11 protein-coding genes and 1 pseudogene are annotated in these 13,554 nt (G+C 64.1%); 2 read left to right on the top strand and 10 right to left on the bottom strand.

The annotated features are described in order from the left end of the window. The first annotated feature begins 129 nt into the window (after window positions 1–129). Entirely contained in the window at window positions 130–1,476 is a 1,347-nt protein-coding gene (locus BW981_RS18320) for a UDP-glucose dehydrogenase family protein (protein WP_076441854.1), read from the top strand. Window positions 1,477–1,499: 23 nt separating this feature from the next. After that, complete coding sequence (locus BW981_RS18315; RefSeq protein WP_083712474.1) at window positions 1,500–2,624, top strand: endo-1,4-beta-xylanase; 1,125 nt, start codon at window positions 1,500–1,502, stop codon at window positions 2,622–2,624. Window positions 2,625–2,689: 65 nt separating this feature from the next. Here BW981_RS18315 and BW981_RS18310 read toward each other — a convergent pair whose 3' ends face one another. The 10 genes and pseudogenes from BW981_RS18310 to BW981_RS18265 form a co-directional block, all read right to left on the bottom strand. Beyond that, window positions 2,690–3,835 carry a glycosyltransferase family 4 protein gene (locus BW981_RS18310; protein ID WP_076441852.1) on the bottom strand — a complete coding sequence of 382 codons (1,146 nt, stop codon included), beginning with the start codon at window positions 3,833–3,835 and terminating at the stop codon, window positions 2,690–2,692. Next, window positions 3,836–4,273: an acyltransferase gene (locus BW981_RS18305; protein WP_083712476.1), complete on the bottom strand. Its 438-nt coding sequence runs from the start codon at window positions 4,271–4,273 to the stop codon at window positions 3,836–3,838. Between the two features lie 232 nt (window positions 4,274–4,505). Next, the gene (locus BW981_RS18300) at window positions 4,506–5,435 is read right to left on the bottom strand and encodes a transglutaminase-like cysteine peptidase (RefSeq protein WP_083712473.1); all 930 of its coding nucleotides are present in this window, start codon (window positions 5,433–5,435) and stop codon (window positions 4,506–4,508) included. Between the two features lie 583 nt (window positions 5,436–6,018). Then, window positions 6,019–7,419 carry an O-antigen ligase family protein gene (locus tag BW981_RS18295; protein ID WP_139333839.1) on the bottom strand — a complete coding sequence of 467 codons (1,401 nt, stop codon included), beginning with the start codon at window positions 7,417–7,419 and terminating at the stop codon, window positions 6,019–6,021. Between the two features lie 301 nt (window positions 7,420–7,720). Then, entirely contained in the window at window positions 7,721–8,935 is a 1,215-nt protein-coding gene (locus BW981_RS18290; RefSeq protein WP_083712472.1) for a polysaccharide biosynthesis/export family protein, read from the bottom strand. Window positions 8,936–9,258: 323 nt separating this feature from the next. Next, window positions 9,259–11,238, bottom strand: coding sequence for a hypothetical protein (locus tag BW981_RS18285; RefSeq protein WP_076441844.1), 1,980 nt, complete (start codon window positions 11,236–11,238; stop codon window positions 9,259–9,261). A 17-nt stretch (window positions 11,239–11,255) separates the two neighbouring features. Further along, a complete protein-coding gene (locus BW981_RS18280; RefSeq protein ID WP_139333838.1) occupies window positions 11,256–11,528 on the bottom strand; it encodes a spike base protein, RCAP_Rcc01079 family in 273 nt (90 codons plus the stop codon). Window positions 11,529–11,792: 264 nt separating this feature from the next. Next, a pseudogene (locus BW981_RS18275) lies at window positions 11,793–12,151 on the bottom strand (DapH/DapD/GlmU-related protein). A 209-nt stretch (window positions 12,152–12,360) separates the two neighbouring features. Further along, complete coding sequence (locus tag BW981_RS18270) at window positions 12,361–12,645, bottom strand: hypothetical protein (protein WP_076441840.1); 285 nt, start codon at window positions 12,643–12,645, stop codon at window positions 12,361–12,363. A 114-nt stretch (window positions 12,646–12,759) separates the two neighbouring features. Then, window positions 12,760–13,332, bottom strand: a complete 573-nt coding sequence (locus tag BW981_RS18265) for a transglutaminase-like cysteine peptidase (RefSeq protein WP_076441838.1) — start codon at window positions 13,330–13,332, stop codon at window positions 12,760–12,762. Window positions 13,333–13,554 lie beyond the last annotated feature (222 nt).

Here is a 13,554-nt window from a genome sequence, read left to right as displayed (position 1 = left end):
GCCACGCTCCTTGGCACGGCGGAAGGCGGAGCTGGCGCGCGACACCACTTTTTCTCGCACTCGGCCAGGTTCCACGCTACACTTCGCACCTGCAACATTGGCGCGCCAGAGAACGGGAAGAAGACCGCGATGAAGATCGTGATGGTTGGGTCGGGCTATGTCGGCCTCGTTTCGGGTGCCTGCTTCGCCGATTTTGGGCATGACGTCGTCTGCGTCGACAAGCATGAGGGCAAGATCGCGGCGCTGAAGCGCGGCGAAATCCCGATCTTCGAGCCCGGGCTTGCCGAAATCGTCCGCAACAATGTCGCGGCGAACCGGCTTTCCTTCACGACCGAACTCTCCGGCGCCGTCGCCGGTGCCGATGCCGTGTTCATCGCGGTCGGCACGCCGTCCCGCCGCGGCGACGGTTTCGCGGACCTGTCCTATGTCTACGCGGCAGCCCGGGAGATCGGCCAGGCGCTGAGCGGGTACACCGTGATCGTGACCAAATCGACGGTCCCCGTGGGGACCGGTGACGAGGTCGAGCGGATCGTGCGCGAGATCAGGCCGGACCTGTCCTTCGCCGTGGTCTCGAACCCGGAATTTCTGCGCGAAGGCGCAGCCATCGCCGATTTCAAGCGGCCGGACCGCATCGTCATCGGAACCGAGGATCCACGTGCCCAGCAGGTGATGGCGGATATCTACAGGCCGCTCTACCTCAACAGCGCGCCGATCCTGAACACCAGCCGGCGCACGGCCGAGCTGACGAAATATGCGGCCAACGCCTTCCTGGCGACCAAGATCACCTTCATCAACGAGATCGCCGATCTCTGCGAGCAGGTCGGGGCGAATGTCCAGGACGTGGCGCGCGGCATGGGGCTGGACAATCGCATCGGCGGCAAGTTCCTGCATGCGGGGCCGGGCTATGGCGGCTCCTGCTTCCCGAAGGACACGCTGGCGCTGATCAAGACGGCGCAGGATTACGGCACGCCCTCGCGCATCGTCGAGACCGTCGCGGCGGTGAACGACCAGCGCAAGCGGGCGATGGGCCGCAAGGTCGTGGCCGCCTGCGGCGGGTCGGTTCGCGGCAAGACGATCGCCGTGCTGGGCCTGACCTTCAAGCCCGATACAGACGACATGCGCGATGCGCCGTCGATCTCCGTCGTCACGGCGCTCACCGATGCGGGAGCGAGCATCCGCGCCTTCGACCCGGAGGGCATGGAGCAGGCCAAATCCGTGCTGCCGGCCGGCGTGACCTATTGTTCAGACGCGTATGAGTGCGTCAGCGGCGCGGATGCCGCGGTCATCGTGACCGAGTGGAACATCTTCCGTGCGCTGGACCTCGGCCGCGTCAAGTCGCTGATGGCCGAGCCGGTCCTGGTGGACCTGCGGAACATCTACCGGCCGGAGCAGGTGCGCGAGAAGGGCTTCGTCTACGCGGATATCGGCCGCGGCATCCTGGAGCCCGCGAAGGCCGGCGCCGCAAACGCCGCCTGAACGTGGCGGGCGGGAGACAGCAAATGCCGCCTCTCGACCAGCGTCCGCTGCAGCGCCGGTCCACAGCCATGCTGACCCGGCGCGAGACCTGCGCCGCCCTGCTGGCGATGGCGGGCTCGAGCACGGCCGCTTTGGCGCAGGGCGACAGTCTGGCCCAGATCGCCGCGCGCAAGGGCATCCGCTTCGGCTCGATGGTGAATGCCAGGCATCTCGACGATCCGGCGCTGAAGCCCATCATCGAGCGGGAATGCGCCATCATCGTCCCCGAGAACGAGATGAAGTGGCGCTTCGTTCAGTCCAGCAAGGGAAATCTGGACTTCCAGCCCGCCGACAGGATCGCGGCCTTCGCGTCCGAGGGGCGGATGGCCATGCGGGGGCACACCGCCGTCTGGTACAACGGCGTGCCCAAATGGGCGGCTGCCGAGATGGAGGCCTCCCGCAGCTTCAAGCCAGCGCTCGACTATCTCCAGGCGGTCATGGCGCATTACCGCGGCCGCATCCTGGAATGGGACGTCGTCAACGAGGCGATCGATCCGCGCAGCGGCCGGCCCGACGGCCTGCGCGACTCGGTGCTGTTGCGAACGGGCGGGCCGGGCCATATCGCCGAATGCTTCCATGCCGCGAAGGCGGCCGACGACAAGGCGAAGCTGTTCTACAACGATTTCGGCATCGAATATCACTGGCCGGATGTCCTCGCGCGGCGCACCGCCCTGCTTAGGTTGATCGAAAGCCTGAAGAAGGGCGGCGCCCCGGTCGAGGGCATCGGCATCCAGGCGCATCTGAAGGTCGGCAACAACTTCGTCGAACCGAGCTGGCGCAACTATCTGAAGGAACTCGCCGGCTTCGGGCTGCCGATTTCGATCACGGAACTCGATGTCGATGACACCCGGCTGCCCGCCGATCCCGAGCAGCGCGACGCCGCAGTCTCGGACCATCTAAGACGTTTCCTCGACGTCACGCTGGACGAGCCCGCGATCAAGACGCTGCTGACCTGGGGTCTGTCGGACAGGTATTTCTGGGTGACGAGCTTCTTCCCGCGCCCGGACAAGCTCCCCTCGCGCGGACTTCCCTACGATCTCGACATGCGCCCCAAATCGATGCGCGCCATCTTGGCGCAGGCGTTGCAATCGGCAAGGTCGCGAAGCTGATGGAGACTGGTCTGCCGGACAACGCTGTCACGAGGCAGAACGCGCCCCGCCAGACCGGTGCAAGTCTAAGCTCTATCGCCTTGATGCCGGGACCGCATGGTCAGCGCCCGAGATATCCGCAGCGCGACCGAGGCCCACTCGAACTCCTTCGCCCATTCGCGCGCAGCCGTTCCCATCTTCTCACATAGGTCCGGATCGGCTAGGAGCCGCCCGAGTGCAGCTTCCAATGCATCGACATCATCGACCGGCACGAGAATTCCGGTTTTTTCGTCGACGATGGAGTCGATCATACCGCCGACAGCCGTGCCGACGGTGGGTAGGCCTGCACGCGCGGCTTCGATGACGGCGATCCCAAAAGGCTCGACCCGACTTGGCAGACAGAAAATGGCAGCCTCGCCGAGCAACGCCGCAATTTGCGTTGGCGCGATCCTGCCAAGAGCGATGACACCCTGCACGTTAGCAATGTCCGGATTGCATCCGGCGATGATCAGGCGCGCATCGGGCCGTTGTTCGCGCAGCCGTTTGAAGGCCGACAGAAGCGCGGGCCCGCCTTTCCTTTCCCAGTCGATCCCCACAAACAGGATGTTACCTGAGCGGTATCGATCAGCGGCGCAGGAAGCAGGTGCCGGACTATTGGCTCCGATCCTGACGTTCTCGATCGAGCGGGAATCGATTCCGTAGTCATTCCGCAACGACGTCACGACATGTTCGGCGCAAACTAGGATCTTGTCTGCGGATTTGTAGAGTTTTCTTTCCTGCTTCAGAATCGGCACATTGCCGTGCTCCGGATCGATGGCACGGTTCATCCTGTTCAGGATTGTGTTGTCGGTATAGATCACCAACGGCACGCCATCGACCTTGGCGTTGAATAGACCCTGGGTCTGGAGTATCGCGACCAAATTAGGGGTATTTCTTGCTTTGTTGCGAACAATATAACTGGCAAGTCCGAAGAAAATCGGAGTCTTGATGATTTTTTCCGTCAGCGTCTTTCTGTCAAAGGCTGCACGGAAACCGTACGCAAAAACAACACCGAGATAGCAAAGCCCAAGTAAAAACAGGTTTTTCCTGATGATCGGATAAACCCTGATCGCCTCGATCGCGTGATTGGGGAGGTGCGGGCCGAGTTCACGCAGCAAGGCGTCGTTGGTGTAGGAGAAACTGTTCACCTGCGCGAACAGGATGGTCGGCTTGGATGTCGGGCTCTCGCTCATTCAGGACGACCGCCCATCGGCGCCGTTCAGGCCGGCATTCTCCTTCGCCCAGAAGTCGCTACGCGCGGCATCCGCGGTTTCGTAGGCGCCGTAGGCGACGAGAGGCACGCCCGTCTTGATCGGAACGGCCGGGTTGCCCGCCACGATCGTGCGGAACGGGACATCCTTGACCACGACGGAGCCCGCACCGACAATGCACTCGTCGCCGATCGTGACGCCCGGCATGATCAGGCTGCGGGCACCGATGAAGCAGTTCTTGCCGATCCGCGTGTGGCGATACATGCCCCGTGTCCGATCATGAGCGAGAATGGCGACGTCGAAAGCGATGTATGTGTTCTCGGCGACGTGCACGCCCTTCGGATAGGTCTTGTCGAACCTGGTGCTCAGCGAGAACTGTACCGAGGGATGGATGTCCATTCCCCAGAATTTCGTCAGCATGGTCCTTTTCACCGCAACGACGATATTTCGCACCCGCAAGAACTTGTTCAGGTCCAAAACCGCCTCCGTCGCCAGCAGATCGCATTTTCTAAAGCATGGATGGTGCGATGCAGCAAGCCGACGAGATGTCGAGGAAGTTCCCTTGCGAAACGCGACTTCCGAGGGCCGCGCCGCAAGGGGGAATCGTCATGGAAGCGTGTGCGAGCCCTCGGCTCGACAAAGGGCGAGGATGCTACTCGACGCGCGGCAGATCCGGGAATTCGCCAACGCTGCTGAAGGCGAGAGCCACGGCCGAGCTGGCAAAGCCGGATTGCGCCATCTGCGGGCGGAAGGCGCCCGAGCCGGTCGCCGCCGGCTCGGCAGGCGAGAAGTATTCCCAACTGGCGACATCGAGCGGGAACGTCAGCTTGCCAGTGAGCGGGGCAGGCGCAGCCGCAAACATGTCCTGCCGCGCGGTGGCGATCACGGTATTCTCTGCGGGCAAGGGCATGCTGTCGGCAGGCTTCGCTATTGGGCCGCCCTCGACCGACGGGGGGCGGATGGCAGGGCGCGTCAGGCGCGCGGGTCGCGTCGATACTGCGACCCAATACTGCGGATCGTTCACCGACTGCCGTTTCAGCCAGGCGTAGCCGGTACGATTCCAGGGCACGATCGCCGGACGCCGGTTGTCGAGGACGAAATCACCGCGATCCGTCCGTACGGTCAGCACCAGATGCCCTTCGCCGAACGACGTCCGCACGACGGCGAGTGACAATGCGCCCATCGGGTAGCCCATCTTGATCAGGGCATCGCGCTTCTGGACGGCATAGTCGTTGCAATTGCCGAAACGGGTGTCGAGCGACCAGTCGAAACCGCCCTTGGCGAGATCGGGCGCGATCGCCGCATTGATCCGATCGTTGACCTGCTGCAGATCGCCCCATGTGCGCGCATCCAGGGATATCGAGCCCCCGGAGGCCGCGCCGCCTTTGCACTGGCCTTCATAAGCCTTGCAGAACTGCAGAAAGGCGAGCGGAGCCAAGGTCGGCTCCGTATCCGCCAGGGCCGTCGCGGAGGGAAGCTGGCGTGGCTGCGGCACGGTTCCCGCGTGCGGATAGGCGTGAGCCGCAGTCGAAGCCAGAGCCAGAGCTCCCACGATGAACAACTGACGGGCGGCTTGTTTCATGCCTCGCTCCTGGACCGGGAACGAAGCTATATCTGGCGAATTTCAATCGAATTCAGGAATAATACCTGAGTTTATCGGCCATTTTCACTGCCGATTAACCGACGAATACTATTTCAAAATACCCTGAAATCGTTGACTCATTGTTAGCCTTGTTGGCTGTGCGCAGGGGTGAAACCGAGCAGGACCGTCCGATTTCCGTACAGATTCGCGGCAATCACGCAATCGCGGAGGGAAACGCATTAACACAAGCTTCGGAATTGCTCGGAGGCCGCTTTGGGTTCGACGTGGCAACAGCGGAAACAGTTGGTTAGCGGCACGGCAGCCTCGCGCCCTTGACTTGACTGTCCGCAGAACCACCTCCTTGGATATCGAACTGGAGGCCGGGACGTGAAGCGCCTGATGATCTTGGCAGCCAGCGCTGCTCTCGCTGGCCTTCCCGCGTTATCTGGAGCGCAAGCGACGGCTCCATTGTCGGCCAAGGACCGGGAGGCGATCCGCTTGCACAGGAAGCGCGATCTCGATCGCTACCAGCAGCGGCGCGACCATCCGCAGACAGCGCCGATCGAGTCGCAGCGGTCGCGGCCTATCCCGCCGGCGAGCCCGAATTCGCAGGTCGTTCCGAACCGCTGAGAGCTGTCCGCGGCTCACGCTCGGTGCGCCGATCATCCCTATGCCCCTCGGCTCGCGACGGGCGGTCAAGTCTGGCGAGGCCGGCGGCCATCAAGGCAGCGAATGTCACGGCATATCCGGGAATCTGCAGGGAAAAGTCGATAGAGGAATGAAGCAGGCCGAGCAGGCCGACACAGAAGGCCGCGATCACGCTGCTGCGCCGACCCGTCAGGCTCGAGCGCCCCAATGCGACCAGCGCTCCCGCGAAGACCGCGAAGACAAGCCCTGCGGCCGGCAGCCCCATCTCCGCGGCCATTTCGAGTGGCGTCGAATGCGCCCGGACCCAGATTCCGGCCGATCCGAGTTCCGCAGGACGTCGCGACGGGAAGAAGGCCTCGAAGGCTCCCAATCCGATGCCGAAGACAGGATAGTCGGCCACAATATCGGCGACGCGCGAATAAACCTGGAGTCGTCCCTGGTCGGCGAGGCCGCGCTGATCGATCCGCGCGGCAACACCGCCGCCCCAGATCTCGATGAGCACGAGCAGGGCTCCGACCGCCGCGGCAGCACGCCATAAACCCACGCGCTTGGCCAGCGACCACCAATCGACCGACAGCGAAGCCGCCAGCAGCACGAGCACCGTCGTGAGCAGAAATCCGGCGCGCGAACCGGTTGCCGCGACGGCGCTGTAGCAGGTCAGGAATCCGCCCAGCGCCATCACCACCGCTCGCGGCGGCTGGCGCATCAGCGACCGGAGATTCTGCACCGCATCCATCCTGCGGCTGCTGCGAATACGCAGTTCGCGGATCAAAGCGAGCAACCAGATGATCGCCGCGCTGCCGAAATAGGTCGCGGCCGTGTTCCTGTTGATGAACGTTCCGGTGAGGTTGCCGAGATAGGCCTCCTTGTCCCGCCAGAGCAGGGCATGGGGCGCCAGGACCAGGGACGCAGCGCTGTAGAGAGCGTATGCAACCGCAGCCCGCCCGATGATGCGGGCGATCTGTCGATCACCCCCCTCTTCGGTTGCCATCACGAACGCCCTGAGGGTCGCCACCACAAACAGGGCGGCCGGCGCCAACGTCAGCAAGGGCGAGGTCGCGATCGTCGAGATGCGTGGATGCGGCTTCGTCTGCAGAAGCCTGGCCGCCTCGCTCCAGATCGGCGCGGCAAATGGGCCGTCCCAGACGGTCCACTGCAGGCACGCGACGCTCGCATAGACGGCAAAGGTCGCCAGTCCGATTCCGATCGGAAGGAGATGCCCCCTCCGGATCCCGGAGTAGTCGGCCGTCACCAGACTGAGCGCCAGAAGGACCGTCCATAGCGCGACCCAGACCGCATCCAGCGAGCCGAACGGCAGCGGCGCCAGCGCGAACACAGCGAGCGCGAGCCCCCGCGAACAGCGATGAGCGGTTTCCACCGCGATATCCTCCCTCGGCGCGGCCAGCGGCGCCCTGCCCGCTTCCGGGTCTTCGTTTATCGCCTAGCCGATCGGCTGCCAGCGAACACATTGATGCAGGCCGAAGCCATGGCGGATATGAGCAGCCAGCCTGCTCGGCAACCGGCCGAGCCAGTGCCGCGGGAGGCCTTCGCAGGGCCGCCCACGGCGCATCTGGCCGAGCTGGCACCGGGAATCCGGTCTCCGGCGTTGATCTGCGCCCGCCCGAAGGCCGCAGCGATCAGCGGCTGTACCCCTTCAGAATGATGCGAGCGGCATCCGCATCGCTGACCGTATTGCCCGTAAGCTGCAGCAACTGCAGGAACTTGGTCAGCTCGACGGTCTGGGCATTCGAGACGAACAGAATATCCTTGTCGCTCATCGGGAACTTCGTCGCGAGGAAGTAGCCCTGCGGATCGCGTAGATTGACCCGATAGATGACCGGCACCTGCTCGCGCGGATAACCGCTGGTGTCATACCCCATGAGCTGGAGCGTCCGCCGATTTTCCATGCGGTACAGGAAGGTCTGCGCCGGATCGCCGCGGGAATCGAGGATACCGCCGGCGCGGCCGACACCTTGCGTCAGGGTCAGGGTCTCGGCTTCGAAATTGATGAAGCCGTTCTGCCCCGAGGCACCCAGCGCCATGAAGGATCGCGTCAGGCGGGAGATACTGAGCACATCGCCGGGCTGGACATAGATGTTGTTGCGCGGCTCGTTCACCAGGCGATTGAAATAGATCATCCGGGTGAGATTGCCGCGTTGCAGGGTCACATAGGTCTCGTAGGGCGGCCATTTCGACCCGCCCGCCCGCGAAATCACATCCAGGATGCGATCGCTCGAACGCGACAGCGGGAAGCGCGAGGGCGCGGTCGCGTCGCCTGTCACCGTCACCAGTGTGGAACGCGATTCCTGCAGGGTGACCACGGCCTGCGGCTCGATCGCGCGATTGCGCAACCTGGCCTCGATCACCTCCTTGACCTGGCCCGGGGTCTGGCCTTGAGCTTTCACGGCTCCGGCGAACGGCACCTGGATCATGCCGTTGCGATCGACTTCCTGGACCGGAAGCGTCACGAAATTGCCGGCGCGCGAGCCCGCTTCGGCCGGAATGAAGAGGCCACCGGCCGCCGCCTCGAAAATCGTCACGTTGACGAGGTCACCGACACCGAACAGCAGCGTCGGCTGGCGGTTGCTCAGGCTCGCGAAACTGTCGCCCTGGGATTTGGGTCCGAGCCGCTCAAGAACAGTGATGTTCGTCGGGTTGAGATCGATGAGCAGATAACCGGTGCCGGCCTCGGTGGCAGGCTGATCCTGGGTTACCGTCATCGAATTCGGGCCTTGCGTCGGGAAGGCCGAACAGGCGCTCAGCACAGCGCCCAGTGCGCCGCACAAAAACACACGCCGCCTGATGCCCCCGTGGCGCTCGATCACTGAAACCTCACCCCAGCCGCTATTCATGGCGATCCAAGCCCGATTCTCAGCTTAGTAGATCATGACGCAGCGCGAAACGGGCGCCGCCTCATTTCTGAAACATCGGTTAACAAGAGTGCTACAACTGCAACAGTCCGACACCACGCGGATGGACGCTGAAGACTCGGATATTGCCTATTTGGTCGGCAAACATGCACTTAAATCATGCAATCATTACAAGTGACTCAGGGTCCGATGCAGAATGGACCTGGTTATCCGCCGACGTAAGACATGCTGCAGCGGCTTCGCAACTGCAGCATGAGACGTCCCTACGGTGCCGCCCTTGGTGATCCGCAGCGGCAGCATGGTCTTCAGATGATCTGCTTCCAGGCAATCACGGCCTCGGCCATGGGCCCCATATGCAACCAATGGGACGGATGGGTGCCGTCCTGCGTGGCCGTGGTACGGGCGACGGAGCCAGCCGGGCGCGCTCGTGACGTGCTGCCTGTCGCCGTCTTCACGAGCCAGCGCCCGGCTCCGGCCGCCGTTGCCGATACGATATAGCCGCCGCTGAAGCCGTTCGCGTTGCCCACGATCGCTTCGGGGTTGGCCATATCGGGATCGAACAGCGCAAGATGGGCTCCAATCTCCGGAGCCGCGGCGGCCGCCACGACGAGGCCGGTCGTCGCGAGATTGACGCCCGCGGCAAGTCCGCTCGGATAATCCGCCGCAGCGATCGACCCGCCTCCGGCAGCGGTGAACGGCGTCTGGCGCCAGCGAGCGAAGCCTGAGCCGTCATCCGGCGCGCAACAGGCGGAGCCAGCCTTGATGACACTGGCGACGCCGAGTTCCGCATAGGTCGTCGCGATCCAGTTGTTCAGCAATCTGACCGCTGCGGCCTTGTGGTTGCCGCTGGCCGGGACCTGCAGCGCGGGCTCCGTGCCGAAGCGCGACGCCTGGAAGCCGCTGCCGATGGATTGGATCGGCGGGCAATCGACCAGATGCACCGGAACGTCGCGGAACAGCGCCTTCACGCTGGCGACGAGTTCCTTCGTCTGGCTCGCCATGAACCGGAAGACGCTCTGAGGATCGTTTCCGGTGGCGCCGACCCAGTCGTTGCGCAGGTCGAGAATGATGTCGGTGAACGGCCAGCGCCCGGCATTCTTCTCCGCGATCGCCGTCAGGATCGCGAAGCGCTTGGCGAGCTTGCCCTCCGCATCTTCGTTCTGCTTGGCGATATTCTGGCCATGAATGGCCGCCTGCCACCAGCCCATGCGGCCGTTCTCGGCGCTGTCGAGGCCGAACGGCAGATAGCCATAGGCGTTGCGCGAAGGACTCTGGATGAAGCGATAGGTCGTATCCTGCCCCCGCATGATCGACGTGCCGATCAGCAGGAACGACCGGTAGCCGGCCGGTCGCGGCGCCACGATCCCCGTCGCCGTGAAGGCCTCGGCATTGAAGATGCCGCCCCCCACCGCGGATGCGGCCTGGCTGGTCCGCGCGGTGTTGAAGGTCGACAATGTCGCGCTCGCACGCTGCTGTTCGCCGATGATGTTGTAGCCGTTATTGGCCATGCGCTGGCCGCCGAGAGGCGCGGAAATGACCGTGCGCAAGGCGTTGCCATCGGCGACCGCGATCGGAAACGGATCGGACAGGGTGAAGCCCCCGGCCGGAATTGCCGCGCCGAACTCAGTGAAGGTGATGTCCGCCCGCCGCGTGGTCCCGTTGACGCCGTTCATCAGGCTGCACCAGGCGATGGTCTCGCCATTCGCGAGGCCGTATTCCACGGGGAAGGTCCCGTCGCCTCGGCCCCAGCTGTCGGCGTAGACGACGCGCGCCCCTGCGGGCTGCGCCGGAAGATAAGTCTCGCACAGGCAGTGCTCGCGACCCGGGGCGACAACGAACTGGCTGGCGGCAGCGCGAACCGGATAGGCCATGTTGGCCTGCGCCGAGAAAACCAGGTCTCCCGCCTGAGCGACCGGCCGACGTCGCGGCCGCACGCCGACCGCGAGGGGTGTGGCAAGCGTCCTCTGGCCGTCCGTCGCCTGGGCAAGGATGACGGGGCGCGGAGCCATGCCGTTGTCGAGCGGCGTCGCTCCAACCAGCAGATCCGCGCCGGCAAGGCCGAAGCGGCCTCCGGCATCGTCCGCGAGGCTGAAATTCCAGGGCCCGGGCCCGGCCCCGATGACGTCGAGCCGGCCGACGATGGTGCCCGGCGCCGCATCCTCATCCACGGACGCGGTGGACAGGGTGATCGAGCCGGGGCCGCGGGTCGCGGCCTCGGCAATCGAGAGGCTGAGCCCGATCATCGACCCGGCCCCCAAGAGGATCTGGCGGCGGTCTGTTTCCATGGCGTGTTCATAGCACCTCACGAAATCAAAGCGACGATGTCGGTGGCGGTGGTGCCGGTCGCCCGCACCGCCTTGGCGCGAACCGGATAGATCTGGCCCGCGACAACGGGCAGCGTCACCGGAAGACTGTCGTCGACCGCTACGATGGAGAGAAAACCGCCAGCGCCGCAGACGACCCCACTGCAGACGAATTCGAGTTCGTCCGTATCGCTGGGGGTCACGCTGCGGAGCCGCCGGGCTGGCCCGGTGGCCGAGGCGGAGTGGCTGGAATAGAGGTCCTGCGCAGGCATGATCGTCCTTTCCGGATGCGGCGAGCCGGCGGGCGGCGCGACCGCCGCCCGTTGGGAATCCAGCAACCGCTATGAGGAATTTGTTCCTAGCACAAAGCAGGAACATTGTCAAGTTCGGGGAGCTCCGGTCGCCGGTCCCTGGCGACGAAGGAAGAGCTCGCGCAGATACGAGGCACGCGGAACGCGGCTCTCGACGAACCGGAACGTCACAGTCAGGCGATGAGGGCGGCTATCCCGCAGGCGGCACGGACATCCGGTCGAACGTCAGCGCCGGACAAGGCGGCCGTAAGCCTCGATTTCGATATCGCTGAGGATGATGACTGCCGGATGGCCTGCCACAATGCTGCGCGGCGGCACGTTCCCGGCCACGACGCTGCCTGCTGCCACGGTGGACCCATCGCCGATCTCGATGCTCGGCAAGATACTGCTTCGGGCGCCGATGAAGCAGCGTTGTCCGATGCGGTTCTGCTCGGACGCCCGCCGAGCGGTGTGGTGGCGAGAATGGCGACACCGAACGCGATATACGTCTCGGCTCCGGCATGGCCCCTGCCGGAAAGGTCTTGTCGAAGCGAACGCTCAGGGAAAATTCCGCGTCGGGTGGACTCCATCCCCCAGACGCACATCTGATAGAGCCGCCGAAGGTCAAAGATGATCCTGCGGAGCTTCTTCAGCTTGTTGAGAGACGGCATCGCGCTGAACGCGGCATTTCGAAGGGGGCCGAACCCACGGGCGACGGCTCATCGGCGGGCTCAAGCCGTCTGGCGGATTCCTTCGCTGATCTCGCCCCCTCCTTGCGTCAGCTGTTGTTAAGACTGACGCCCGCAGCGCTGGTCTACGCGGCCAAGGCGAGGTCGGCCTTCCGCTGCGGCTCCTGCCCTTTGAGGATCATCTCCAAAGCGATCTGCTCATGGCGCGCCCCTGTCGGCTCTCCGGCATGCTGAGCAAGGATGGTGCTGAGGTATTGATGCATCAATCCGGGTGACAGACGTGCACGCGTGGTCCCGTCGGAGCTTCTCATGCGCGCGAGCCCAAGCTCCGCGCAGGTGTCGCGAACCACATGGCGCGGAATATCGAAAGCTTCGGACATCTCGTCATAGGTCAGCCAGATCTGGGGCATCGCCAATCTCCTTCTGGCTCCAGTTAAGCGATCCTCCCTTTCAGCGAGGTGCAAGGACGAGGTTTCTTTTGCCTGAATATATTCGGGAGAAGGCTGATGATCGCTGGGGAGGACTCAAGCCTTTTCCCAGAGCTTCGGGTCGCGCGTCGTCTGGCGCTTGATCCAGGAATACGAGGTCTCGGCGGCATCCCGGATTTGCGAGGTCAGATTATCGAGGACCATCTCGCCTCGGTCTGTTCTGACCACAAGCACGAGATGCCCCTCCCCTGGCCGGGTACGAACGACACTGATGAGCAGCGCGCTCGAAGGCAGTCCGCGGGCCAGAAGCTCGTGACGCTTGGACACGACGTAGTCATTGCAGTTGCCGCTCGTAGGATTGATCCGCCAGAGATTCTCCTCGCGAGAGGGCGCGATCCTCGCGTTGACGCTCAGGTTCACAGCGACGAGCGTCGCGGAAAGTTCCGGTGTCCAGGGCAAAAGAGCGTCGGACGGGCCGCGTGGTGCGCATTCCGATCCGTTTCTCATGCAGAAGCTGACGAACTGCAGCGGAGCCAGGGTGAGATTCGACTGGTCGAGTTGTGCAGACGTGCCTTGACTCGCACTGGAATGTGACACCACCCCGCTGCTGCACCCCGCAAGCGTGCAGGCGAGGGCGAGAACGCGGCAAAGCGGGAAGCGGTGGGACATGGGCGGCATCCGGACAGCGCGCGACAGCGTAGTCGTCGCACCGTTAACAGGCAGTAGGCGGCGCCACGCCGATTGACCGCTGCCATTGCCGCTCGGCCAGCGCTATCAACCGACGAAGGGGTTGCAGCGTAAGCGCCACGCCGGTCCCCTCGTGCGGTTCATGAGCTGCATGTGGCAGCATCCTCCGATTGGCGAGACGGAGGATCGGGATGGAAGCAGACG

It is taken from the genome of Allobosea sp. TND4EK4 (assembly GCF_900156025.1).
In the GTDB taxonomy this organism is placed as follows: Bacteria; Pseudomonadota; Alphaproteobacteria; order Rhizobiales; family Beijerinckiaceae; genus Allobosea.
The sequence above is the reverse complement of the archived record's forward strand: the minus strand, read 5'-3'. Positions and strand labels throughout refer to the sequence as shown.

Excerpts from the sequence above, each read along its gene's own strand:
- BW981_RS18320 (WP_076441854.1), top strand. The coding sequence starts at position 130 with ATGAAGATCGTGATGGTTGGGTCGGGCTATGTCGGCCTCGTTTCGGGT.
- BW981_RS18315 (WP_083712474.1), top strand. The coding sequence starts at position 1,500 with ATGCCGCCTCTCGACCAGCGTCCGCTGCAGCGCCGGTCCACAGCCATG.
- BW981_RS18310 (WP_076441852.1), bottom strand. The coding sequence starts at position 3,835 with ATGAGCGAGAGCCCGACATCCAAGCCGACCATCCTGTTCGCGCAGGTG.
- BW981_RS18305 (WP_083712476.1), bottom strand. The coding sequence starts at position 4,273 with ATGCTGACGAAATTCTGGGGAATGGACATCCATCCCTCGGTACAGTTC.
- BW981_RS18300 (WP_083712473.1), bottom strand. The coding sequence starts at position 5,435 with ATGAAACAAGCCGCCCGTCAGTTGTTCATCGTGGGAGCTCTGGCTCTG.
- BW981_RS18290 (WP_083712472.1), bottom strand. The coding sequence starts at position 8,935 with ATGAATAGCGGCTGGGGTGAGGTTTCAGTGATCGAGCGCCACGGGGGC.
- BW981_RS18285 (WP_076441844.1), bottom strand. The coding sequence starts at position 11,238 with ATGGAAACAGACCGCCGCCAGATCCTCTTGGGGGCCGGGTCGATGATC.
- BW981_RS18280 (WP_139333838.1), bottom strand. The coding sequence starts at position 11,528 with ATGCCTGCGCAGGACCTCTATTCCAGCCACTCCGCCTCGGCCACCGGG.
- BW981_RS18270 (WP_076441840.1), bottom strand. The coding sequence starts at position 12,645 with ATGCCCCAGATCTGGCTGACCTATGACGAGATGTCCGAAGCTTTCGAT.
- BW981_RS18265 (WP_076441838.1), bottom strand. The coding sequence starts at position 13,332 with ATGTCCCACCGCTTCCCGCTTTGCCGCGTTCTCGCCCTCGCCTGCACG.